Annotated in this window: 18 protein-coding genes; 9 read left to right on the forward strand and 9 right to left on the reverse strand. The window is 60.9% G+C overall.

The features are described from left to right. A partial coding sequence (locus tag OES25_11755; GenBank protein MDH3628308.1) for a Glu/Leu/Phe/Val dehydrogenase family protein occupies positions 1–718 on the forward strand: 718 nt, incomplete at its 5' end. Here the strand turns inward: OES25_11755 and OES25_11760 are convergent. The 4 genes from OES25_11760 to OES25_11775 all read right to left on the reverse strand — a co-directional run bounded on the left by OES25_11760 (position 699) and on the right by OES25_11775 (position 5,016). Next, entirely contained in the window at positions 699–1,940 is a 1,242-nt protein-coding gene (locus tag OES25_11760; GenBank protein MDH3628309.1) for a hypothetical protein, read from the reverse strand. The two genes, OES25_11755 and OES25_11760, sit on opposite strands and share 20 nt — an antisense overlap. Beyond that, positions 1,924–3,195 carry a radical SAM protein gene (locus OES25_11765; GenBank protein ID MDH3628310.1) on the reverse strand — a complete coding sequence of 424 codons (1,272 nt, stop codon included), beginning with the start codon at positions 3,193–3,195 and terminating at the stop codon, positions 1,924–1,926. The genes OES25_11760 and OES25_11765 overlap by 17 nt, the downstream gene beginning before the upstream one ends. 69 nt (positions 3,196–3,264) lie before the next feature. Further along, complete coding sequence (locus tag OES25_11770; GenBank protein ID MDH3628311.1) at positions 3,265–3,786, reverse strand: ferritin family protein; 522 nt, start codon at positions 3,784–3,786, stop codon at positions 3,265–3,267. Between the two features lie 129 nt (positions 3,787–3,915). Then, positions 3,916–5,016, reverse strand: coding sequence for a sensor domain-containing diguanylate cyclase (locus OES25_11775; protein ID MDH3628312.1), 1,101 nt, complete (start codon positions 5,014–5,016; stop codon positions 3,916–3,918). Positions 5,017–5,393: 377 nt separating this feature from the next. Between OES25_11775 and OES25_11780 the strand changes: the two genes are divergently transcribed. Then, positions 5,394–5,726, forward strand: a complete 333-nt coding sequence (locus OES25_11780) for a YegP family protein (protein MDH3628313.1) — start codon at positions 5,394–5,396, stop codon at positions 5,724–5,726. A 76-nt stretch (positions 5,727–5,802) separates the two neighbouring features. Here the strand turns inward: OES25_11780 and OES25_11785 are convergent, their stop codons facing one another. Then, positions 5,803–6,357, reverse strand: a complete 555-nt coding sequence (locus OES25_11785; protein MDH3628314.1) for a hypothetical protein — start codon at positions 6,355–6,357, stop codon at positions 5,803–5,805. Positions 6,358–6,488: 131 nt separating this feature from the next. On the opposite strand from OES25_11785, the gene OES25_11790 reads away from it, so the two are divergent. Then, a complete protein-coding gene (locus OES25_11790; protein MDH3628315.1) occupies positions 6,489–6,812 on the forward strand; it encodes a hypothetical protein in 324 nt (107 codons plus the stop codon). On the opposite strand, the gene OES25_11795 is transcribed toward OES25_11790, so the two are convergent. From OES25_11795 to OES25_11805, 3 genes are all read right to left on the reverse strand, one after another. Next, positions 6,809–7,186: a DUF423 domain-containing protein gene (locus OES25_11795; GenBank protein ID MDH3628316.1), complete on the reverse strand. Its 378-nt coding sequence runs from the start codon at positions 7,184–7,186 to the stop codon at positions 6,809–6,811. The two genes, OES25_11790 and OES25_11795, sit on opposite strands and share 4 nt — an antisense overlap. Before the next feature lie 351 nt (positions 7,187–7,537). After that, the gene (locus tag OES25_11800) at positions 7,538–8,548 is read right to left on the reverse strand and encodes a LacI family DNA-binding transcriptional regulator (protein ID MDH3628317.1); all 1,011 of its coding nucleotides are present in this window, start codon (positions 8,546–8,548) and stop codon (positions 7,538–7,540) included. Beyond that, positions 8,538–9,506, reverse strand: coding sequence for a glucokinase (locus tag OES25_11805; GenBank protein ID MDH3628318.1), 969 nt, complete (start codon positions 9,504–9,506; stop codon positions 8,538–8,540). The genes OES25_11800 and OES25_11805 overlap by 11 nt, the downstream gene beginning before the upstream one ends. Positions 9,507–9,824: 318 nt before the next feature. On the opposite strand from OES25_11805, the gene OES25_11810 reads away from it, so the two are divergent. From OES25_11810 to OES25_11835, 6 genes are all read left to right on the forward strand, one after another. Further along, a complete protein-coding gene (locus OES25_11810; GenBank protein MDH3628319.1) occupies positions 9,825–12,713 on the forward strand; it encodes a TonB-dependent receptor in 2,889 nt (962 codons plus the stop codon). Between the two features lie 74 nt (positions 12,714–12,787). Further along, a complete protein-coding gene (locus tag OES25_11815; GenBank protein MDH3628320.1) occupies positions 12,788–16,234 on the forward strand; it encodes a hypothetical protein in 3,447 nt (1,148 codons plus the stop codon). Continuing rightward, complete coding sequence (locus tag OES25_11820; GenBank protein ID MDH3628321.1) at positions 16,231–17,673, forward strand: MFS transporter; 1,443 nt, start codon at positions 16,231–16,233, stop codon at positions 17,671–17,673. Before OES25_11815 ends, OES25_11820 begins: the two co-directional genes overlap by 4 nt. After that, on the forward strand, positions 17,670–19,142 hold the full coding sequence (locus OES25_11825) for a hypothetical protein (GenBank protein ID MDH3628322.1): 1,473 nt from the start codon (positions 17,670–17,672) through the stop codon (positions 19,140–19,142). Before OES25_11820 ends, OES25_11825 begins: the two co-directional genes overlap by 4 nt. A 9-nt stretch (positions 19,143–19,151) precedes the next feature. Beyond that, a complete protein-coding gene (locus OES25_11830) occupies positions 19,152–20,786 on the forward strand; it encodes a sodium:solute symporter (protein MDH3628323.1) in 1,635 nt (544 codons plus the stop codon). Positions 20,787–20,973: 187 nt separating this feature from the next. Further along, positions 20,974–22,029: a hypothetical protein gene (locus OES25_11835; protein MDH3628324.1), complete on the forward strand. Its 1,056-nt coding sequence runs from the start codon at positions 20,974–20,976 to the stop codon at positions 22,027–22,029. Positions 22,030–22,112: 83 nt separating this feature from the next. Here OES25_11835 and OES25_11840 read toward each other — a convergent pair whose 3' ends face one another. Further along, the gene (locus OES25_11840; GenBank protein MDH3628325.1) at positions 22,113–24,056 is read right to left on the reverse strand and encodes a family 16 glycosylhydrolase; all 1,944 of its coding nucleotides are present in this window, start codon (positions 24,054–24,056) and stop codon (positions 22,113–22,115) included. Positions 24,057–24,071: the final 15 nt, after the last annotated feature.

The raw sequence follows: 24,071 nt of genomic DNA on the forward strand, positions 1-24,071 counted from the left end.
TCCGGAAGATATGGATTACCTTGCCCGACACACCGATCACATGCACGGCTACGACGTCAACGGCAACAAGGTGGATCCAAGCCCCTACACCGCCCGCGGCGTTCTGACGGCGATGAAGACGGCTCTCGAACACAAGTTCGGTGATGCCTCGCTGCGGGGCCGCAGGGTGGTCGTCCAGGGCGCCGGAAATGTCGGCGGCCATCTGATTCGTATGTTGGACGAGGAAGGTGCAGAAATTCTAATTGACGACGTCGACGAGGGCCACGCAAGTGAATTGGCCAGGTTACACGGCGCCGAGTGGATCAACGGCGGCGACCCGTACTCGACAGCCTGCGACATTTTCGCTCCCTGCGCCGTCGGTGCGACCCTGAATCAACGGACCATTCCCAGACTCGAGTGCCAGATCGTCGCCGGTGCTGCGAACAACCAGTTGGAAGTGCGCGACGATGTTGAACGGTTGCGAGAGCGAGGCATCCTCTACGCACCGGATTACATCGTCAACGCCGGCGGTGCGATTTCGTTCGCCCATCTAGGACAAGGCATCTGGAAGCAGAACGAGTTGTTCGACAGGGTCGATTCGATCGGAACGACGCTGGCGGAGATTCTGCGAGAGGCCGACGAACAAGACGAGTCCACCCTCGCGGCGGCCGACCGTCGGGTGCAGCGTAATCTAGAGCGTGCACGCGGCGGACAGCGGCCTACCCCATCTTCTCGTTGAACTTCTCGATGTCCTCCAGGCTGTAGTGGTTGTTCCAGTATCCGACCCGTCCCTGGAAAATGTTGACGCCCTTGTTCTCCTGGATCGACAGTTTGTAATACTTGTACTCGTTGCTGCAGTCGTTGATCACGACGGGCCACTTCTCTTCCGCGGCCTGCTTGATGACCTTGTAGGTGTACTGCCGGCTGGAAACGGGAGAGCAAATGAAGCCCTTGAAGTTGTAGAGCTTTCCCTCTTCCTCCAGTTCATCGCCGTTGTTGATCTGAGTATCGCCGACCATGAACTCCGCCAGATTCATCTGGTCGAGACCCGTATCCAGGATTTCCTTGTAGTGGGTCATCAGACCCTCGTAGCTCTTCTTGGTCATCGGGATTTCCATGCAGACGTAGGGGAAGATCTTCTTGGCTTCCTTCATACGGGCAATCACCTTGCGGCTGAAACCGACGGCGGAGAGATTGAAGCGCAACTCCCGGATGCCCACGTCGTAAAGCCGCTGCATGTTCTCCGTCGTGGCGTACGAGCCGTTGGTGTACATCCACTGGTGGTAGTCGGGGTAGGTCTCGTGGAAGTACTTGATCATCGGCAGGGCGTCGTCGAGTACCTGGGGCATCATCGGTTCGCCGCCGATCCAGGCGAAGGCATCGAACTTATCGGCGATCAGGTCAAACTGGAGCTTCAACTCCTGGAAGCTGAATCGCAGACCCATGAAACTGATGTGCTCGATGCCGCCCTGGGTTCCCTGAGTCTGATCAAGCTGCTCCTTCTCGAGACCTCCCGTGTATGGGCAGTACCAACAATCCAGGTTGCAGCCGATGCCCACGTTGAAGACCGCCCACTTGCCACGAGAGCAGGATTGGCAGCCGGGCGTCCATGGCTTCCCGAGGGTCGCCAGGTAGCCGAACTTGTCGATCGTCAACTCCGGGATGCTCTCCTGGATCTTGTGGATCTCCTCGACGACCGCCTCGCCCTCCCGCTTCACGTCCGGGTTGATGAGGATGTCGCGATGGATGCAGTCATCGAGAAACGCGCGGGCGTCGGCTTCCAGAGTCTGAATGTCGACGTCGTACATCGATGCCAGGTTCTTGATGAGCCCCTCGAAGGTACTGTTCGTGGGCGACGTGGTGATGAAGGCGACAATGTCGTTGCCGACTGCGTTGGGTTGGAAGTTACCGTGACGGAACTTGTACGGGGACATGGCGTAGGGTTTAGCGTTGTAGATCATGACGGTCTCCATTCTGGCCGAACGAAAGGGGCTGGCAGTACTTGCGTTGCAGGCAACGGGTCGGGAGATTCTCCCGGTCGTTGCGGGTCAGTTTCTCGATGAATCGGCGACGAGGGCCGACGACGATGTCGTAGAGACTCGTGGTCAGGAAGTTACCCAGGACGCTTTCCTTCTGGAAGTCGTTGCAACAGATCACGACGTCGCCGTTAGAGGTTACGCTGAGGGAGTGGGCGACGTAGTCGGGCCACGGACAGTTCAGCGCCTCCTCGGGAACGGCGAAGGTGTCGGAGTCCAGACGGTACTCGCCCCGCAGCTGGAACGATTCCGCGCCATCGCGGATCGTGTCGGTATCGGACAGGAGCGGCTGCCAGCGGGCGACGACCTCGGCCGTCTGGTCCCGGAACTCGCCGCCGCTACGGGGCGTGATCAACGGGTCTCGATTCAGTTGTTTTTGTACCAATGCCCGATAGCGGGCGTAGGGCAGCACATGGATCATGACGCGGCACGCGGAGTTCAACTCGTCCCGCGTGCGGATGAACTGCTCGAGATTCTTTTCTACCGTGGCATAGGGAACACCCTTGGCGGCGAAGTGCTCGTGCTGGTCCACACCGTCGATGCTCACGACCAGCGAGCTGATCAGCTCCTCACCGAGCAGCGCAGAGATGTGTTCCGGGGTCAGCAGGACCGCGTTGGTATAAAGGATGACGAACGGGGTCGGATAACGGCGCTTGAACTCTCGAAGAATGTCGATGGCCTGGCGATGCATCAGCGGCTCCGTCAGACCGCCGATCTCGATCGTGGTCAGCCGGCCCAGTTCGGCCTCGAATTCGGGGGCCGAGAGTTCGTCGATCAACTTGGTGACCTCGTCCATCTCGAGAAGACGTTTGGGCGCCTCGATCCTGGGAGTCGGGCAGTAGACACAAGTCGCGTTGCACTTGTTGGTGACCGACAGGTCGAGGCCGTACAGTTTCTGCTTTCCGGGTTCGACGAGAGCATCGGTACCGATGCAGATCAGGAGGAAGGCGCGGACGTCTTTCTCTAGAATAGCCCGGTCGACGTCGTACTCCTCCAGAAGGGAGTCCATCAGGCGCGAGAAGGAACAGGCCACGGGGGCCGTCTTCACGAAGTCCAGGACCGCCTGTCCGATCTCGTTGATGCCTGAACCGATCCGCTGCCGCCCATGCTCGGTGACGATGTAATCCGTGCCGTTGAAATGCATGCAGGCGGTCTCCTGCGCCAACCCGTGGGGCTTCAATGGGCAGGAATGTACGACCGCAGGTCAGGAGCCGCCTATAAGGGGAACCCGGCATAGGGGGCCGATTCCCTACAAAAACGGGGACTCGTCGGCGTCGAACTCGAGCACGTCGCTAGCGCTCGGGGGTAGCTTCGCCAGTGCCTCATTCAGCAACTCGACGTGCTCGGTCTCCTCGTCGCGAAGCTCGGTGAACAGTGCCCGCACGTCAGGATCGGTGACGCCGACCAAGGCCATGTCGTAGAAGTCGTGGGCCTTCTTTTCGGCGGCGAGCCCGACCTCGAACGCCTGGACGATCGACATACCGCGGCGCGGTGCACCCGTATCCGGGGCTTCGACGTCGAACAGATCGTCCAGCGTCACTTTAGCGGGGGCATCACCAAACAGTTTTTTGCGTCGTGCTTCCAACTCCTGGCCGTGCTTGGCCTCATTCTGGGCCATCGTGGCGAAGAAGGCTCCAGCATCGTAACCGCCGGTGCGGCCGAGTTGGGAGGCGAACAGAAGGTAGCGGTGATGCGCCTCCATCTCGATCAGCTTCGCGAGGTCGAGGGCATCCATGAGGCTTAGCTTGGACAGGTCAAGACGGGTGGACATTGGATCGACTCCTGTTTCGGTTCTGGCAGTGACGCGATGGTAACACCGCCGAGCGGCACTCGCGAGACTCGCCAGGAAGTGTCAAGACCCCTTTACGCTCTCTTATTCGAGCCGGGTCCTGGATGGAGGCTAGCCTTGGATTTTCTCGGCGGTAGCGCCCGCTTCGATGACGCAGTTGCGGCCGCTGTTTTTGGCCGCGTAAAGAGCCTGGTCGGCCGCATCGATCAAGCCGCGGCAACCGTCGATTCCGCTGTCGAGCGTGGCCACGCCGGCGCTGATTGTGACCGACTTATCCGCCCAGGATTCTGATTCGACGGCTCGGCGGAATCGTTCGGCCAGGATGACGGCTCCCTCGGTGTTCGTATCGGGGAGCACCACGGCAAACTCCTCGCCTCCGAAACGCGCGACCATATCCTGGGCCCGTCTCTTCTCGCTCAGCAGCCGGGCGACACCCTGAAGCACGGCGTCACCGGTGGAATGGCCGAACTCGTCGTTGAATGACTTGAAATGATCCACGTCCAGCAAGAGCAGGGACAACGGGTGCCCGTGGCGCTGGGCGCGGTGGAACTCCTCGTCCAGACGCCGGTCGAAAGCCGCACGGTTGTCCAGGCCGGTCAGCGAGTCCGTCTGGCTCTTCGCAGAAAGCGATTCGTTGGCCTGCTCGAGACGGCACTGATAATTCTCCAGTCGCTCCTGGTACTTGCGCAGATCCGCGGATTTGCGTTTCAGGTCTCCTACCGCTTTGCGCAGTTCGAGTTGTCCCATGACCTGCCGGGAGAGCGCCCCGAGGGCCTTTTGTTGCCCCGGTTTCAACTCACGAGGTTCGCGATCGATCACACAAAGCGTCCCCAGTGCGCAGCCGTCCGAGGTCTTGAGTGGAGCGCCGGCGTAAAAACGGATCGAGGGATCTTCCTTGACCAGCGGGTTGTCCGCGAATCGATCGTCTTTGGTGGCGTTGGGAACGATCAGCATCTCGTCGGGATTGTGGATCGCGTGCGCGCAAAAGGCCAGATCGCGGGAGGTCTCCGTCGCGTCGAGTCCGACCTTCGATTTGAACCACTGCCGGTCACCGTCGACAAGGCTGACCAGCGCGATCGGCGTATTGCAGATCCACGCGGCGAGGAACGTGATGTCGTCGTAGGCCTGTTCAGGCATCGTGTCGAGGATGTCGTACTCGACAAGCTGGGCGAGCCTGCTAGCCTCGTTGGCGGGGAGTGGAGCGACTTTCATCCGACCCTCTTTCTTGCGACGGTTGATTACCCTGACCCGAGCGCGGCATCGATTGGTTGCGGCGGTCGGCGGCGTATTCGGTCGTCACAGATAGAACGTGAGGTCCCGTGAGCTTGTTGTCCAGTCAGTAGGGGCCCTGTTGGAGTTTGCCTGGAAACTCAAGACAGTTGGCGATGAAGCGACTCGAGTATGTTGCCGGAGAACCCGTCGGGCTGGCCGTAGGACTCACCACCGACGAACAGGCGCTGGGGTCGGTCCTTCCCGTTCCGTCTTGCCTAAGAGAGTCCTCGAGGTCGATGTTGGACGCGACTCGCGATACTTTCTTCCGCTCATAAAGCGCGTTAGAATAAATGACCATTCAACTGAAGGAGGTCCCCGTGGCAAGCAAGTTCGTTATCAAGAAGGATCGTGGCGGTCAGTACATGTTCAACCTGGTCGCCAACAACGGACGCGTCGTCCTGACCAGCGAGCGTTACAAGAGCAAGTCTTCGGCCCTGAATGGCATCAAGTCGATCAAGAAGCACGCCAAAGCAGACAAGAACTTCGATCGCGCCAAGGCCAAGGGCGGCGGTGCCCGTTTCGTTCTGAAGGCTTCGAACGGCGAGCCGATCGGACGTTCGCAGATCTACGCCGGTTCGTCGGGCTGCTCGGGCGGAATCGCGTCCGTCAAGCGTTGCGCGCCCGCCGGGAAGATTGACGACCAGACCTGATTCCGACGCCAGCCAAAAAGGGGACAGATTTATTTTTCTGATCACGGATCAGAAAAATAAATCTGTCCCCTTTTTGCTATTCCGTGGTGTCCGGCGAGGTGGTCGCGTCGGTGAACAACGTTTCGAGTTCTTGCTGTTGAAGCTTGCGGAGCAGAAGCGTGTCCCGTAGTTCTACGAGTCGGCCGTCCATGTAGTCCCGTCGTTGTTCGAGAGAGACCAGTCGCTCTTTCTGCAATTCGAATAATCCCCGCAGGCTTTCCGAGGTGGCCCCGGGTCGCTCGGGCTGCTGCATCCGGCGTCGGGTCTGGCCGTGCTCGAGTCGCAGAGTCGCGAGATCGTTGGCGACCTTCGCACGCTCGCTCATGAGTTCGCGCTGGGATTCATCGAGCGACACGATGCCCGCGTCGAGTGCCAGGATCTGGCTCATCAGGCCGCGGACTTCCGCCTGTTGGTTTTGCCGACGCAGCAAGATGACCAACTCCTCGACGGCGATCCGCAGGCCGTGGATGTCGGTGTCGAGGACGGCTTCGGATTGCGCCCGCGTCACCGTCGACGGGAGGGCTAAACAGGCCAGCGCGAGCGTCAGGACTGCGAGGCGATTTCGGGGGGTCATGATCTTCAGGGTCGTCATCCGGGGCTCCAGTCGGTTAGGGGACGCGCTAAGAAGTGTGCCACGAGTCGCCGGGAAGTTCGAAAACGCCTCATTCTTGCCTGCCAGCGTCCCCGAACCTACATTCAAACAAGCAGATAAGGACTCACAACGTGCGAAAACTCGCCTACCTCATCATGGTCACACTCGCAGCCGTCTCCACCTCGGCGACGTTTGCCGATGCGCGTCAGGATGTGAGGGTCCACTCGGAGAAGGACTCCAGGGGGAACCTCATCTACACCGTCACAAACGATGCGGACAAGCAGATCAAGACAACATTGCGGCACGTGAAGACCTGTTCGAGTACGACCACGACTAAGAAACCGATCGAACGCGACTACTGGCTTCAGCCGGGGAGTTCGAGGCAACTGCGCAAGGTCATGCCGAACTCCGACTGTCGGCACAGGTTCCAGGTTGTACGGGCGGAGTACAACTAGGGCTTTCGCCAGGCACCCACGGTCAGGCAGGCCCAACCCGTGAGGAACGCGAGACCACCGATCGGTGTGATGGCACCCAACCAGCGCGCACCCGTGACGGTCATCACGTAGAGGCTACCGGAGAAGATCGCGATGCCGAGGGCGAACGCCCAGCCGGCGACGCTGATCCAGGTCGATGGCGCCCGGGTGGCGGCCCAACCGACCGACAGTAACCCCAACGCATGGAACAGCTGGTAGCGGACCCCGGTCTCGAAGATGACCAGCAGTTCCGGCGTGACCCGCCCCTTCAAACCGTGAGCCCCGAACGCGCCGAGCAAGACCCCCACACCGGCCAACAGCGCCCCGACACCGAACCAACCGTTAATACCGCGCATGCTCGAAGCATACCCCACAGGGAGATCGCGACCCCGATGACGGCCGCTGTTTGAGGCATCTCTAAAACGATTCACTCGGTCTCTTGTTGCCCGCCGATCGCTATTGCAGTTTCTCTTCTTGCGCCCGACAATTAAGGCAACGGTGAGGCACACGATGGAATACAACGAGTCGATCCAGTTGGTTTGCGATTAATCTCATCCTCCTGCGGGGCGTGATGGACCCCGCACCCTTAGGCCCCGGCCGGTAAATCCGGTCGGGGCCTTTCACGACAGGCATCGCGGCCACCCATCTCGCGTCACATTTGTGCTCGATGGGTACGAAGAGCCGAAGCGTCGGGCCCCAGGTCAGCGTTAGCCCGGGCGCCCCGTCGAATCACGACGCACCAGTTCCGCTTGCAGGCGATGATCGGAATCGCCAGTGAATCGACCCCGCAGTCGTTTCATCAAGACATCGGTCGCCAGCCGTGCGACTTCGGTGATGGGCTGGCGCACGGTTGTTAACGGCGGCCACGCGTGCCGGGCCAACGGCGAATCGTCGAAGCCGGAGACCGAGAGTTGGCGAGGAACCGCGAGCCCAATTTCATGGGCGGCGGACAAAACACCCATGGCCATCGGGTCGTTACTGGCAAAGATGGCCGTCGGGCGAGGTTCTAGCGACAGCAACTTTCGTGCGCACGAAAAACCGGACGCGTAATCAAACCGACCCTGCTCAACGAGGGTGTCATCGTATTCGATGTTGTGCCTGGCGAGTGCACTGCGGTAGCCGGCGAGACGATCGTGGCTTGTGCCGTGTTCGGGATGCCCGATGATGAACCCGATCCGACGGTGACCGAGTCCCAGAAGGTGTTCGGTCATTTGATCCGCGGCCTCCGAGTCGCCGACCGAGATCCAGGGGAATCCTTCGAAGGGGCGCTGGGAGACTCGCGCACAGGCGACCTTGTGTTCAAGCAGGAACTGGCAGAGCTCATGTAGGTCTGAAACCGGCTGGAGCATGATGAAGCCATCGACCTGGCGATGCAGACTGACGACCTCCTCCATCAGTTCGGCAGAATCCGCCTTACACGGGTGGATCAGTAAGTTATAGCCGTGCTCCCGACACGCCTGCAGCGATCCGTACTGCACATCGGTCACGTAGTCGGAATTTGGATTGTCATAGAGCATTCCGATCACATAGGTTTGATTGCTGGCAAGCCGGCGAGCCGATAGATTCGGATGGTAGTTAAGGGCCTCGGCGGCGGCGAGCACCTTCTCGATTGTCGACGGGCGGACGTGGGGCTCGCGGTTGAAGACCCGCGAGACGGTCTTGATAGAAACCCCTGCGCGCTGCGCGACATCGGTGATGGTCGTTCGCTTAGCAATCATCCGGTTTATCACTCAGAAGTGTGATCGCCGTCTCTGCCGCGCCATGCAGCGCAAGGTTGTTCTCAATCACGAGAAACACCGGCATGCGCTCGAGCAGGTCCCGCATGCGACCCTTGTCGCGAAATGCGCTGATGAACGAATCGGCATTGTTCTTATCGAGAACCTTCGCGGCAACACCGCCAGTGAGATAGAGGCCTCCGCTCGCCATCAAGGTCAGAGCAATATTCCCTACTGCGGACCCGATGTAGCGTCGAAACGTCTCGACGGCCTCGATACAAACGAGGTCTGAGCTGGAGCGACGGACAATCTCGGAAGCCTCCAGGAGTGGAGATTGTTCCGGCGCAAGCAGCGCATGGATGGCCGGCAGAGCCAACCCCGATGCAACTCTCTCCCAACTGACATGCCCGTACTCATGCTGCAGTCTTGCCTGAAGGTCGAGATCGAATGCACAGCTGGGCGCGAAGGTCGCGTGGCCGGCTTCCGTGGCGAAAGCGTGACCCGACGGACTGAGAGCGCTCACGCCCAGCCCCGTTCCCACGGATACCACGACGCGATTTCCGGCGGGATCCACCTGCCCGGGTTGCAAGCAAACAAGATCTGCGTCAGAGAGTCGATGGATCCCAGCCGCCGAAGCTTGCACATCGTTGATCAGCGCGACCCGATCGGTTCCGACCGCCCGGAGAACCTCTTTCCGATCGACGCGCCATGGGAGATTCGTAAAAGGAAACACGACCTGTGAATGGATCGGCACGGGAAGTCCGAGACAGACAGCATCGAATTCCGCCTGTTCGTTCTCGAGGAAACTCGCGAGAACCTCCGTCAGGGAACGGTGTTTCGGGCTCGAGTAGGTCGCCGAGCGCAAGATCTCATAGCGGTTGTTCTGGTGGCGGAAGACTGCGAGCCTGGAGTGGGTGGCGCCGATATCTCCCGCCAGGATCCTGTTTGGGCGAAAACCCACCGAATGTCGCTGGTCATCCAAAGCAATGCCCCATTGGGAAGCAACTTTTCGGTCGGCGCACGGCCAAAAGTCGCTAAGAACCTCCCTCGATGGTCGCAGAAAAAAACGGCGTTGTCTAGAATGTCTGACAACGCTGTCATTGGTGCTTGACAGCGCTGTCACCTACCTCGTACGTTCAGGTGGCCCAAAAAGCAAGGATCGCACTCATCGGGAGCTATCATCGTTGGATTCCACACGAGATGGTCACGCCAGTTCAGCGGTCGTTCACTACGTGAGCTTGGCGGATCCAGCACGACGAGAAGCGGGGGAGGGGACCCAATGAAGGCTGGCCGGGGACTGGTGGTTCTGTTCTGTCTCGGAGCGATCTCCCTGATCGGGGTCGGTCTCAGTCTGGCCCAGGAGCCAGAGAAGGCGAAAGAGACAACGGAAGAAAAGCAGGAAGAGAAAACACCTGAGACCGACGAGTCGAAGGACCCCACTGACGAGAAGGAGAAGGCGAAGACGCCTACACCCGATCCGTACGACGAGTCGGTCACCGTCACCGCGACCAAAGTCGAAACCGATCTGATGAAGACCCCGATTGCCGTCTCGGTGTTCGACCAGGACGAGCTGGATCGGGAAGGGGTTCAGAACATCCGGGACATGGCCCAGATGGTCCCGAACATGGACATCGCCACCATCAATGGACAATCGGCCCCGATCATCTCCATGCGTGGCGTGCGCTCGACCAACGAAACCGAACTCGGCGACTCGGCCGTCGGCGTTCATATGGACGGAGTCTACTCACCGCGGATGCAGGGGATCCTCGGGCTGATGTTCGACAACGAGCGGGTCGAGGTGCTACGTGGGCCCCAGGGGACGCTCTTCGGAAGGAACTCGACGGTCGGCAGCATTAACATCGTGACGGCCAAGCCCAAGCTGAACAAGTTCGAAGGCACCGGGGTCGTGCGGGGCGGAATCTGGAACTCGCAAGAAGTCGCCAGCATGGTCAATATCCCGGTCTCCGACAAGTTCGCCTTTCGAGTCGCGGCTCGGTCCTACCAGCGCGATTCTTACCTCAAGGGCTACTGGGACCCGAACCAGTACGACCAGCGCCGGATTGCGGGTCTGGTGCAGGAAGCCGACGTCATCGCACCCGGCAGTCTCGACGCGACGACGGGCGAAAACCTGTGTACAAGCCCCAGATGCTACACGCGAACCCAGAACGCCAACTGGTGGGCCAACACCGCCAACAACGGCGAGGGCTACGAAATCCGTGAGCTCGTGGCCGCGGATAGCGAAGACTTCTACATGAACGCCGACGAGTGGGCGTATCGGCTGAGCGCTCTCTGGAAGCCCAGCAAGAAGGTCGCCGTGGACTTTAGCTTTCAGCAGTACAGGAGCGACAGCGCCGGTGGAGTCGATCTGGTCAACTGCAAGAAGCTTCGAGGGCGCCCGAAATACGAGAACGTGTTCGACGAAGACGAGAACTCGCCGACCTTCGGCGATCAGATCGGCATCGTACAATTCGGCACGAATGACTGCGGCGACATGTTCCCGAAAGACGACACCTACCAGGCCGTGGTCAGCACGCCCGGCCGACTTTTCCTCGACATCAACTATCTGCGCTCCCGAGTCACCTGGGACATCAAGGATGACCTGCGCTTCGTGTACGTCGGCGGCGGCGAAAGATTGGAACGTGAGTCGGCCCAGGATATGGAGCAGAGCCTGAACGCATGGGATCAGGCGTTCTTCTTCCTACCCGGCACCGGCTCGCAAGCGTACTCGCACGAATTCCAGCTCCAATCGTACGGCGACAAGAATTTCAACTGGATCACGGGAGTGAACTATTTCCGCGAGAGAACGCAGACGATCGGTTACTTCGACAACACGATCGACAGCAAGGCTCTGTTCGATCAGCCGAACCGTGGCACGAATGCGGCCGCGCTCTTTGCCCAGGGAACCTACTCCTACTCGCCCAAGTGGCACGTCACTCTCGGATACCGCTTCAGTGACGAGACCAAGGAAGACAAGGGTGGGCGCACCTACAACTGCACGGTGGCCAATGGCTGTGCGCCCCAGGTCGACCGCGAGATGATCATCCCGGGTCTGACCGCCTTCGAGCGGGAGTCCCTGAATGCGTTACCGATAGGCTTCTTCGCAGATCCCGCCAACTACCCGGAATTCACGGCCAACGATAACAAGGGTTCCTGGTCCCACAGCGATTTCCGTGTCGGGCTGGACTACGACAAAAGCGACAACACACTCCTCTACGCCTACATTGCGACGGGCTTCAAGGCGGGCGGCATCGGCGACGTGTTCGACGAGGTCAACCCGAGGACCAACGAGCAGATCCGTGTTGAAACCTCGTATATTCCGGAAGAGGTGACCACCATTGAGCTCGGCTTCAAGCAACGGCTGCCGAAGAAAAAGCTCGATCTGAGAGGCGCCTACTTCTATTCCAATTACGAAGATATGCAGTACGCGTCGGTTGGCGCGATCGGTTTCACCGAGAGATTGGATTTTATCCGGGACGACTTCGGGAACCTGATCCCGGACCCCTTTGGCGGATTCCTCTTCGGTTGGGTACCCGCTCCAATCACCGCTTACTTCACGCAGAACGTGCCCGGGGCGAAGATTCAGGGGTTCGAGTTCGAGTACGACTGGCGCCCGTGGCGCGGTGGCCGGATCAAGGGCTATGCGAGTTGGCTGGATACGAAAATCACCGAGGACTGGTTGACGATCTGGAGTTACGATCCGGTCTCCTACTTGAATCTCTCGTTCGACGATTCGATCAACCCGGAGACGCCGGAGTTAGAGGTCAATCTCAAGGGCAACGAGTTGGCCGTGTCGGCACCGTTCAAGCTCCACATGACGCTCGATCATGCCTTTCTCATGCCCTCAGGCCAGACGACGGTCGTTCCATGGGTAACGGCTCACTGGGAGGACGACTCCTACCTGACCGTGTGGAACGTCGACAAACACACGGACGACCTGGAGTTTGTTATCTTCGACGAGGACATCAAGTACACGGACGACAAGCGTGAAGCGTGGTCCATGGTGCATGCGGGGGTTCGCATCTACCACGGGAATTGGACGACGGAATTCTACGGTTACAATCTGACGAACGAGGTAATCCAGTGGTGGGGCGGAGCCGCAGAACAGGTCGCCAAGGGCAGCTTCAGCGAGCCGCGGAACTACGGATTCCACATCGGGCTGAAATTCTGATCGTCCGGTCGATGCCGAGTCGACGCCCCAAGTCCATCTTGGTCGCCGGTCGCGGTTGAGTAGGCCAGGTCTTGATGGCACAGCGACCCAAGCAGCAGCCGTTTCTCGGTGAGTCCGTCGTTCGTGTGCCCGGTCCGGCGGGTGGCGGGGAATGGGTGGATAGGGATGGCGAACGGTTCTACAAGATTGCCAACTATCACACGATGCCACCGTTCTTTGTGTCTGTGCTCAGCGGCTACGATCATTGGTTGTTCGTCTCCAGTACCGGTGGTCTGACCTGCGGCCGCAGAGACCCGGAAAACGCACTCTTCCCGTACTGCACCGACGACAAGATCCACGATGCCTGCGAGACGACCGGGCCCAAGACCGTGCTGCTGGCTGCGCGGGGTGGCAAGACCATGCTCTGGCAGCCGTTTGAAACCGGCCCGCTCGTCTACGACCTCGAGCGAAACCTGTACAAGAACGTGCCGGGCAACAAGCTGCTGTTCGAGGAAGTCAACCACGACCTCGGCCTTTCATTCTCCTACTCGTGGACCACCGGGAACCGCTTTGGGTTCATACGGGAATCGCGATTGCTCAACATTGGCGCGGACGAGGTTCGCGTCGAACTGCTGGACGGATTGCGGAATCTTCTGCCCTACGGCGTCGACCGCGCCGCACAGGCCGAGTTGAGTACGCTGGTGGACGCCTACAAGCAGGCTGAAGCGGTCACCGGCGGCTGTGCCGGAATCTTCACACTCAGTTCCATCTTGACCGACCGAGCCGAACCGAGTGAGGCGTTGAAAGCCACGGTCGTCTGGAGCACCGGCCTCGAGCAGGCCCGGGTGCTACTTTCGGAAGACCAGGTCGCTGCATTCTGCATGGGTGAGAAGGTCCATGCCGAAGCGTTGGGCAAGGGTAAGCGAGGCGCTTTCTTCGTTCAGTCGGTTCTTACCCTGCCATCAGAATCGGGCCACGGCTGGCGATTGCTGGCGGATGTCGAACAGGGCCCGTCTCAGACGGCCAACTTGCTGCAAGCCATCCGGCAGGGGATTCCTGCCGATGCGATCGAACAGGATGTCGCGGACGGTACAACTCGACTGGAACAATTGGCCGGCAGTGCGGATGGATTTCAGAAGTCTGCCGACGATCTGGTCACCGGCCGGCACTTTTCCAACACCCTGTCCAACATCATGCGGGGGGGTGTGTTCCCACACGATTACCGATTCCCTCGTGCCGACTTTCTGAACTTCGTGAGCCGGCGGAACCTACCGCTGCTTGAAACGGTTGAATCCGCGCTGGTCAAGCTCGATGGGCCGCTGACGCTGAACTCGGCGCTGAAGCTGGCCGAAGACAGCCAGAGTGAAGCCTTTATCCGGCTCGTCTACGAATATTTGCCGCTGACGTTCAGCCGCCGGCACGGAGACCCCAGCCGGCCCTGGAATCACTTTTCCATCCGTCTCGAGGACACCGATGGGTCGGAGACCCTGAACTATCAGGGAAACTGGCGCGACATTTTTCAGAACTGGGAAGCTCTGGCCCTCTCCTTCCCGGAATACATCGAGAGCTTCGTCGCCAAGTTTGTCAACGCCTCGACCGCCGACGGGCATAACCCTTACCGCATATCCAGGGACGGCATCGACTGGGAGGTGTTAGAACCGGAAGTTCCCTGGTCGAACATCGGTTACTGGGGGGATCACCAGGTCGTGTACCTCCTCAGGTTGCTGGAACTCTCGCGCAACTATCATCCCGGGCTGCTCGGCGAATCGTTGACCCGGAACCGGTTCGTCTACGCGGATGTGCCCTATCGGATCAAGCCGTACGGTGAGTTGCTCGACGATTCCAGAAACACCGTCGAGTACGACGACGATCGTGCTCGGGCGGTTGCGAAACGTGTCGCCGACATCGGTGCCGACGGGAAGCTGGTCACGCTGGAAGATGGATCAATTTACAGGGTCAACCTGTTGGAAAAACTGATGGTCTCGGCGCTTGCCAGAATTGGCAATCTGGTTCCCTGCGGCGGGATCTGGATGAACACCCAGCGTCCGGAATGGAACGACGCGAACAACGCTCTTGTTGGCCACGGGCTCTCCATGGTCACGCTTTGTTACCTGCGCCGATACATGCAGCTGCTGGGCGAGCTGCTCCATGAGAGCGCGACAACGAGCTTTGACGTTTCGCGGGAATTGGCTCAGTACTTTGCGGGCATCAACGCGGTATTGAAGGACCACATCGCCCTGCTTGAGGGGCCCGCAGACGCGGCCGACCGAAAATCGTTCATGGACGGCATGGGTGCGGTGAACGATCAATACCGCTCCCGGACCTACCGGGGCCCCAGCGGTGAGAAGGCGCCGCTTGGAAACCGAGACCTGCAGGACTTCACCAAACTGACGCTGAGCTTCCTTGACCACAGCATTGCGCGCGGCCGCAGGGAGGATGGGTTGTACCACTCGTACAACCTGGTTCGGTTCGGAACTGACGGCTTCGAAGTGGAACCGCTCGACGAGATGCTGGAAGGCCAGGTGGCGGTGTTGAGTTCCGGCTACCTGGACAACGATGCAGCGTTGGCGCTCGTCGAGGCGCTAAGAGCGAGCCGATTGTATCGGGAGGATCAGAACAGTTACCTGCTCTACCCGGACCGGACGCTAACGTCGTTCCTTGACAAGAATGTGATCCCTTCGTCCCTGGTGGAGGGCGATAACTGGATCGGGGGCGAGCTGGAAGCGGGCCGCACGGATTATGTCGAGCGCGACATCAACGGCCATGTGCATTTCAACGGTGTCTTCAGGAATGCGAACGAACTTCGGGCCGCGCTGGATCGGGACCCGGCAGTCAACGAGGAAGATACCGCCAGGCTATGTGACGTCTACGAGGCGGTGTTCGCGCACCGGCGCTTCACCGGCCGCTCCGGCTCGATGTACAAGTACGAGGGGTTGGGCTGCATCTACTGGCACATGGTGTCGAAGTTGCTGCTGGCGATCGGCGAAGTGTTATCCGCTGCCGTGGACGCCGGCGCGGATGCATCGTTAGTCGGACGCCTTGGTGTGTGCTTCCGGGAAACTCGGGATGGACTGGGGATGCACAAACCGCCGGCCGAATACGGCGCGTTCCCCGTCGATCCCTATTCGCACACACCCGGATTCACCGGTGTACAGCAACCGGGCCTGACAGGGCAGGTGAAGGAAGACCTGATCACCCGTTTCCGACAGCTCGGTGTGCGCGTTGCCAACGGTGAAGTAGCCTTCGAGCCGGTCATGCTTGGCCGAGACGAATTCCTGCAGGAACCGGCCTCCTGGAGCTACTCGACCGGCGGCCCGGAGCTGACGGAGGAATTGCCGCCCCGATCGCTCGCCTTCACGCTTTGCGGGGTACCGGTCGTTTACCGCATGGCGGACTCCGCGCGCTTGCAGGTATTCGGCGAGCAAGGTGCCCCGACCGTCATTCCGGGCACACGTCTAGGGCCGGCGCTTAGCCAATCTCTGTTCCGTCGGGAGCAGCGCATCACAAAGCTTGTCGTGGATGTTGCGGGGGTTACACCTTGAACACAACCGAGCATCACATCACGGCTGCGGAAGACCGGATCCCGCTGCGGCAGAAGTCGGCCTACGCAGTGGGGATGTTCGTGAACAACCTGCAGGCCGCGGCACTGCCTGCCATGGTCGTCATCCTCAACCTGGGTCTGGGCATGGACCCGTTTCTTGTCGGCCTGATTGCCGCGATCCCGCGCGCCTTCGACGCAATTTCCGACCCGATGGTGGGGTACATCTCCGATCGGACGCGCACGATGTGGGGACGCCGCCGTCCTTTCATCCTGGTCGGCGCGATCCTATCGGGGCTGATCTTTGCCCTGATGTGGCAGCTGCCCGGCGGGCGGAGCGAGAGTTTCTACTTCTGGGTGTTCCTGGGCGCGTCGGTCCTGTTCTTCCTTGCCTACACACTGTATGCGACGCCCTTCGTGGCCTTCGGCTACGAAATGACCGCGGATTATCACGAACGAACCCGACTGCATATGTTTGCGAACACCGCCGGCCAGTTGGTCTGGCTGGGGGTGCCCTGGTTCTACGCCATCATGGCCAACCAGAACCTGTTCCGGGACACGGTGCACGGCGCCCGAACGCTGGCCATCGCGGTCGGGATCACCGTCGCGGTTCTGGGCGTCGTTCCCGCCGTGTTTTGCAGAGAAAGACACCTGCCGGTTCCCGCTGCAGGGAAACAGCAGGGCGTGTTTGCAAACACGCTCCAGTTCTTCAAGGGTGTCGGCATCACACTCGGGTGCAAGCCGTTCGTGAAAATCTGTGCCGCAACCTTCCTGGTCTTCAACGGTTACCAGCTCGGGATGTCCTTCTCGCTGTACGTGATGATCTACTACGTCTACGGCGGGGATGACTCCAGAGCCGGCGAACTGCTGGGTTGGTTCGGGACGGTGACCGCCGCCTCCACCATTGGGGTCATCCTGCTCACGGGCTGGCTTGCGACCCGCTTCGGCAAGCGCAAGACGTTTCTCCTCACCATCTCCATATCGATGATTGGCTACGCCCTGAAGTGGATCGGCTATAACCCGGATCATCCCTACTGGCTGCTCTTCGCGGCACCGTTCGTCGCCTTCGGAGTCGGGTCGCTGTTTACGCTGATGGGCTCGATGATCGCGGATGTCTGCGACTACGACGAGTTGGGGACGCACCAACGCCGCGAGGGTGTTTTCGGGGCCATCTACTGGTGGATGGTCAAGATCGGGATGGCGTTGGCCGGCCTGCTTACGGGCATCATGCTGAACGTGTCCGGATTTGCCGTCGAGTTGGCGGCGCAGCCCGAGAAGACCCTGTTCTTCCTGAGGGTGTTTGACGTTGGCGTACCCCTGGTGACGTCCGCGCTTGCGATCGTCATCATGCTCACCTACCCGATCAGCGAACGGAGAGCGTACGAGATACGGGCCGAGTTGGAGCGTCGACGCGGAAAACTGGGCTCCGAGGTGCTGGAATGAGAGCGGCGACCATCCTTCTTACGTTGCTGGGCAGCATGGTCGTGTTGGCCTGTCAGGAGCACGGCGCGCAGATGGCCCCCGGACCGGAAAATGCCTTGAAGGGCCAGGCGATCGCGTACTCCGGCTACCGCGACGGCCAGAGCCCGGGTAGCGGTGCGCGTCCCTCGCAGGAGCAGGTCGAGGAGGATCTCCGCATCCTGGCAAGGAACTGGCGACTGATCCGGCTGTACGGCAGCGATCGGCACGGCGAGGACGTGCTCGAGGTGATCCGGCGCGAGGGACTCGATCTAAAAGTGATGCTTGGAATCTGGCTCGAGCGCGAACCGGGAGCTGAGCGGAGCAACGCGCGGCAGGTCGCCGACGGCATCCGCCTCGCCAGGGAATACGAAGAAATCGTGCTGGCCGTCAACGTCGGCAACGAGGTTCTGATTGGATGGACGGAACATCCGGTGCCCGAAGAGCGGGTGATCGGTTACGTCCGCGAGGTCAAGGCGGGTGTGACCCAGCCCGTGACCGTGGCGGACAACTACGTCTGGTGGCGAGAACACGGGGCGGCGATGGCGCGCGAGGTCGACTTCATTACGATCCACACCTACCCGTTGTGGGAGCGGAGGGACATCGACGAGGGTCTGTCGTACACCGTCGCGAACTTCGAGGATGTTCGCGCCGCCCACCCCGAGAAGACCATTGTCATTGGCGAGGCGGGTTGGGCCAGCTACACCGAAGGCAACCAGCACGTTCCACGGGGCGGGGACGAGCGGAAACAGCAACGCTATTACGAGGAGCTGACGCACTGGGCTCGAGAGAACGAGGTCACGGTGTTCTTCTTCTCGTCCTTCGACGAGTCCTGGAAGGGAACCGGGACCGAGGGACACTGGGGACTGTTCACGGCCGATCGCAAGGCCAAGCCTGTGATGCAGACGCTCTACCCGGAGTTGATGCCTGCGGGTCCGTCGTCGCCGAGCTATCCCGAACAACTCAAGGCCGTCGGTCCGGACATCGCCGTCGCGTTGCGCGCAGGGCTCGCCGGGGCCGTCCAGAACGGCAGCGTCAATCCGCTGGGACCGGGCCTGGTGGCATCCGGCGTCGTGCCGATCGAAGAGGCCGAGGGCGGAAGGGCGCTGAGGCTCGTCTTCACGGGCAGGGGCTGGGGTGGCGTGTACTTCTTCCTCGGCGAACACGACACTGGCTCAGCCGGCGCAGTCGCAATGCGACTTAGGCTACCCGACGAGGTGGCCAGGCTCGAGCTGAAGTTGGAAGGTCCGGAGATGAATGCACAGTCTGTCAACCTTATCGAGCACGTGTCGAGTCGCGACGAGGCCGGATGGAGAACGTTCAGCGTACCGCTGGCCGAGTTCGACAAGATCGATCTGTCGCAGGTCGCGATCCTCGGCTTGTGGAGGCCTGCGGATCAGGCGGGGGCGCTCGTGCCCTGCGAGGTGATCGTCGACGATATCCGTTTTGAGTAGGTCGGAGAGATGAATCAGCTGGCCTCACTCGATTGGGTTGTGATTGCGCTCTACTTCGCGGCGATTTTCGGTGTCGCGTGGTGGGTGGCCGGTAGAAAAAAAGATACCCACGAATCCACCGCCGGCTATTTCCTCGCCGGCCGCAACGTCGGGTGGTTCGTCGTCGGAACCGCGTTGTTCGCTTCCAACATCGGATCCGAACACCTCGTCGGTCTTGCCGGGACCGGCTACGACAGCGGTGTCGCCGTGGGCCAGTTCGAAGTCCTGGCATCGCTGATCCTGCTGATTCTTGGCTGGCTCTTCGTCCCGTTCTATCTCCGGAGCAGCGTCTACACGATGCCGGAGTTTCTCGAACGGCGGTATTCGCCTGCGGCACGCTGGTATCTGGCGGTCATCTCCATCATCGGATACGTGCTGACGAAGATCTCCGTGACTTTGTACGCCGGAGGGATTGTCTACGAGGTTCTTCTCGGCGGTAACTTCTGGACCGGTGCCCTGATCATCGTCGTCGCCACGGGGATCTACACCGTACTCGGGGGGTTGCGGGCGGTGCTCTACACCGAGATGTTGCAGACGATCATGCTGATCGGGGGAGCGATCCTCGTCACGGTGATCGGCCTGGTCAAGCTGGGTGGGGTGAGTGCGCTGATGGCGGCCAGTGAGCCGGGCACCTTCGACATGTGGCAACCGATGGATCACCCGTCCTTCCCATGGACCGGAATCCTGTTCGGCGCCCCGATCCTCGGCGTGTGGTACTGGTGCACCGACCAGTTCATCGTGCAGCGGGTTCTGTCCGCCAACGGGATCGACCACGCCCGTCGTGGGACGATCTTCGGCGGGTTTCTCAAGATCCTGCCTCTGTTCATCTTCGTCATCCCCGGCGTGGTCGCCGCCGCGCTCGCCAAGACGGGACAACTCGAGATCGCCCGTGCCGATCACGCGCTCCCCGAGATGATTCGATCCCTCTTACCCATCGGCATACGCGGCCTGGTCATGGCCGGTTTCCTGGCAGCCCTGATGAGCTCGCTTGCGGCGGTGTTCAACTCCTGCTCCACGCTGATCACGTGGGACGTCTACCGCAAGATTCGACCGGACGCGTCGGAGCGGCGGTTGGTCGTCGTCGGCAAGTTGTCGACGCTTGCGCTGGTCGGCTTCGGTCTGCTGTGGATCCCGTTGATGAAGCACATCTCAGGACAACTGTACGTCTACCTGCAGAGTGTTCAGGCCTACATCTCACCGCCGATCGCTGCGGTGTTTCTGCTCGGTATCTTCTGGAAGCGGGTCAACAGCGCAGGTGCCATCGCGTCGCTGGGCACCGGGTTCGTGCTTGGCGCGGCACGACTCATCCTGGAACTCACCAAGGATTCGACGAGCGGATGGCTCTTCTGGTATGCCGATATCAACTTCCTGCACTTCGCCGTCTTCCTGTTTGCGATCTGTACCGGCGTGCTGATCGCCGTGAGCCTGCTGACCCCGGCCGAGCCGGACGAGAAGCTCGCCGGTCTGACGTTCGCCACCGCCACTGGCGGGGCTCCCGGGACGGGCAGAGAGCTGCGATCGAGCCCGGCGTGGCGACGCCGCGATCGGTATCTGTCGATCCTGCTGGTCGTCATGGTGGCGCTGGTTTGGCTGGTTTTTCGATGATCGGGGCGGCCGGGTCGTCGCGTACGTGGTATCCCTAATTCCGTCTCACGGGTTTTCTCAGTACTTTCCACGCACCGCGATCCAACCGAATGTGGGTTTGTGTCGTTTCAAATTGACAGCGCTGTCAATTGGTGGTACCTAATTGATGCACACTCAAGAATCCAATAGGAATAAGGGGGAATATTCGATGATTCGCAGATTGCTTTGCTGTGTTGCACCGATTGCACTGGCGGTCCTGATGACTGTCCCGGTCCACGCTCAATTGAGCCCCTATGCTCAGGATTTCGAATTCCTGGACCAGGCGGACCCCGGCGCGCTGACCACCGACGGTTGGCTCGTCTTCGGCAACGTCTTCGACGGTGTTTCGGGCGGCTATCTCTACGGTTACGGCGTGTTCGGGGCGCCCAACGGAGGAGCGGCGTTCTCGGCCATTGATTTCGGCCAGGGCGGGCTCCCTCAGGGTGACCAGCAGTTGGTCATCTACAACGATTACAACAACGGCGATCACGGCAACGGGCATTGGATTGAAGCCAACGTCTTCCAGGAGCAGATCGTCGGCGCAGGCGACGTGGGTCAGACCTGGGTCTTCAGTTTCGACGCCAAGCGCGGCAACATCAACGATGCCAATAGCGAACTTTGTCCTTGTTCGACGACGGCGCTCGCGTTCATCAAGACCCTCGACCCCAATAACGGGTTCCAGTTGACGAACTTCATCTCGGTCGACACGACCGACCTACCCGACACGTGGGGTAGCTTTGATCTGTCGATCGAGATCGACGCCAGCCTCCCCGGTCAGATTTTTCAGATCGGTTTCGCCAGTACGGCGACCCTGTTCCAGCCCTCGGGCGTGCTCTACGACAACATCAACTTTGCCGTAGAGACCTGTAACGTGGAACCGACCGTGACGATCAATGCGTGCGACTCCGGGGTATCCAACGACGATCTCGCGTCGGGCTGCACGATGAACGATGCGATCGACGTGTGCGCGGAAGACGCCATTCATCAGGGGGCGTTCGTCTCCTGCGTCGCCAACCTGGCCAACGGCTGGGCAGACGAGGGACTTCTTAACGCCGGTGACAATGGCAAGATTATCCGATGTGCGGCGCGCTACCGACGGTCCTTCGGCTCGACCGAAAGCCGCAAGGTGCCTGTTGACGAGGGATCGTCGATCGACGGGGTACGGCCGTCCTACGAGTTAGGCAGTTCTGGTTCTTCGCTGAGGGGCTCTCGCCGGGGACGATAGACCGTCCAATTGTTTCGTAACTCCGACCTGAAGACGGGGATTCGTCGCGCAGCATGCGACGAATCCCCGTTTGTCGGAATGGACTACCGACGATCCCGAATGCCCGTCATTGACCGTGCAGGAACCGAGCGCGAGCTGCGCCTACGATCCACGGACGGTAGGTCGGATCGAGCCGCGCAACTCACCACCGCTGCCCTCTGCGCGCCGCTGACGAGACCCGCCTTCTTGGCCGCATTCATCAGTTGGCTCACGCTGCTGACGAAACCCCCGTGATTCAGGGCACCGGCGGCCGCCTCGCTAATCCTGTCGGAGAATGTGCAGCCGTCGGCGCCCAGCAGGTTGGACGTCTCCGAGTTGCAGCCGTCGATGATCACGGTCGGCGAGAGGTCGGAGAGAACGCAGGCGTCGGCGCGGTCCGGCACTCCGTCTGCATCCGTATCCGGCGGCTCGACGACGGAGATCTTGTTGATATTGAACTCGCCTGCGTCGATCACGAGACGCATCGTTTGCATGCCGGCATGAAGGGTCACGTCCTCGACGCGGATCGTGGTCCAGTTCTGCCAGCCGCCGGTCGCGGCGAAGGTGATGGGTCCGGTCTCGTCGATTCCGTCAGACTCGATGTGCAGCGTGCCCCCGTCGGACAGCGAGGCTACCCGCAACTCGATATCGTAGGTCCCGGCGGTGACGTCCAGCGAGTACTCGATCCACTCGCCGGGCACCGTCCAGCCGACATCGAAGCCGGAACCGGCGTCCGACGTGCCCTCCAGATCGACGCCCTCGCCGGGCCGGTAGGCACCGCCGTTGTTATTGGAGTCGGCGTCGTTGTACGCGATGCCCTGGCCGCCGATGTCGAAGTCCTCGGCTTCGAACGTCCCCGGGACGGCCGCAGGCGTCATCCGGTAGGGCGCCTGTGGGCAGCCGGACCCAACCATGATGTTCACCGGCGGCGAGGAGACCGGCGTGCCGCCGTCGTCCCACGCCCGCGCCCGCAAGGTGTAACAGCCGGCCGCGACGCCGGGCACGGTGATTTCAAAAGGCGGCGACGTGTCCTCACCGAGAACAGCCTTGTCCTGCAGGAACTCGACTCGTTGGATCGAAACGGTGTCGAGGGTGTCGGCGGTGACCGTCAGATCGTCTCCCGGGGCGAGCATGTCGTCGCCCGTCGGGCTGGTGATCTCCACGGTTGGCGGTAGCTGGTAAACCCTGACGTAATCGATCACGAACTCCTGCGGAAAGATCGTCGATAGGTCGGGCGAGCCGGGCAGGTTGCCACCGACCGCCAGGTTCAACAGCAGGTGGAAGTCGGCGTTGAAAGGTGCCGGGAACGGCCCACCGGTGGAGAACCAGCTACTACGTCTGGCGAACCGTAAACCGTCCACGTACCAGCGGATCTCGCCGAGCTCCCACTCCAGGGCGAAGACGTGGAAACCGTCGTGGAACGTGCCGCTGTTCAGGTCGTAGCGGGTTGACGAGAAGCGGTTCTGGGGCCAGGGGGCGCCGTAATGGATCGTCCCGAAGATACGGTAGGGTTGGCTACCGATGGACTCGACGATGTCGATCTCGCCACTGGCCGCCCAGCCGCCGTAAACCGAGTCCGAGGGGAACATCCAGAACGCCGGCCAGAGGCCCTGTCCGATCGGCATCTTCGCGCGCATTTCAATGCGTCCGTAGGTCCAGTCGCCCTTGCCCAGCGAGCGCATGCGGGCCGACGTGTAGTCATGACCGGCGACCGACTCCTCCTTCGCGGTGAGAGTCAACACGCCCCCCGCGACCGTCGCGTTCTCGGCCTGGTAGTACTGGAGTTCGTTGTTGCCCCACCCGGGCGGCAGGCCCACCTCGGTACCGTCACCGAGCTGGAAGGACCACCTGGACGGGTCCACCGCGGTGCCGTCGAATTCGTCCGACCAGACCAGAACGCACCCCGGGATGTCGACGCATTGCGCCGACGCCGGCTGCACCGCGCCGATCAGAGACGCCAGCAGGATGAAAGCCAGTCCCGAAACGCGGTGGGTCTTGAAGCTCTTCATGATGGAGCGGCGGCG

It is taken from the genome of Acidobacteriota bacterium (assembly GCA_029861955.1).
GTDB lineage: Bacteria > Acidobacteriota > Polarisedimenticolia > Polarisedimenticolales > Polarisedimenticolaceae > JAOTYK01.

Excerpts from the sequence above, each read along its gene's own strand:
- OES25_11760 (MDH3628309.1), bottom strand. The coding sequence starts at position 1,940 with ATGATCTACAACGCTAAACCCTACGCCATGTCCCCGTACAAGTTCCGT.
- OES25_11770 (MDH3628311.1), bottom strand. The coding sequence starts at position 3,786 with ATGTCCACCCGTCTTGACCTGTCCAAGCTAAGCCTCATGGATGCCCTC.
- OES25_11775 (MDH3628312.1), bottom strand. The coding sequence starts at position 5,016 with ATGAAAGTCGCTCCACTCCCCGCCAACGAGGCTAGCAGGCTCGCCCAG.
- OES25_11785 (MDH3628314.1), bottom strand. The coding sequence starts at position 6,357 with ATGACGACCCTGAAGATCATGACCCCCCGAAATCGCCTCGCAGTCCTG.
- OES25_11795 (MDH3628316.1), bottom strand. The coding sequence starts at position 7,186 with ATGCGCGGTATTAACGGTTGGTTCGGTGTCGGGGCGCTGTTGGCCGGT.
- OES25_11800 (MDH3628317.1), bottom strand. The coding sequence starts at position 8,548 with ATGATTGCTAAGCGAACGACCATCACCGATGTCGCGCAGCGCGCAGGG.
- OES25_11810 (MDH3628319.1), top strand. The coding sequence starts at position 9,825 with ATGAAGGCTGGCCGGGGACTGGTGGTTCTGTTCTGTCTCGGAGCGATC.
- OES25_11815 (MDH3628320.1), top strand. The coding sequence starts at position 12,788 with ATGGCACAGCGACCCAAGCAGCAGCCGTTTCTCGGTGAGTCCGTCGTT.
- OES25_11825 (MDH3628322.1), top strand. The coding sequence starts at position 17,670 with ATGAGAGCGGCGACCATCCTTCTTACGTTGCTGGGCAGCATGGTCGTG.
- OES25_11830 (MDH3628323.1), top strand. The coding sequence starts at position 19,152 with ATGAATCAGCTGGCCTCACTCGATTGGGTTGTGATTGCGCTCTACTTC.
- OES25_11835 (MDH3628324.1), top strand. The coding sequence starts at position 20,974 with ATGATTCGCAGATTGCTTTGCTGTGTTGCACCGATTGCACTGGCGGTC.
- OES25_11840 (MDH3628325.1), bottom strand. The coding sequence starts at position 24,056 with ATGAAGAGCTTCAAGACCCACCGCGTTTCGGGACTGGCTTTCATCCTG.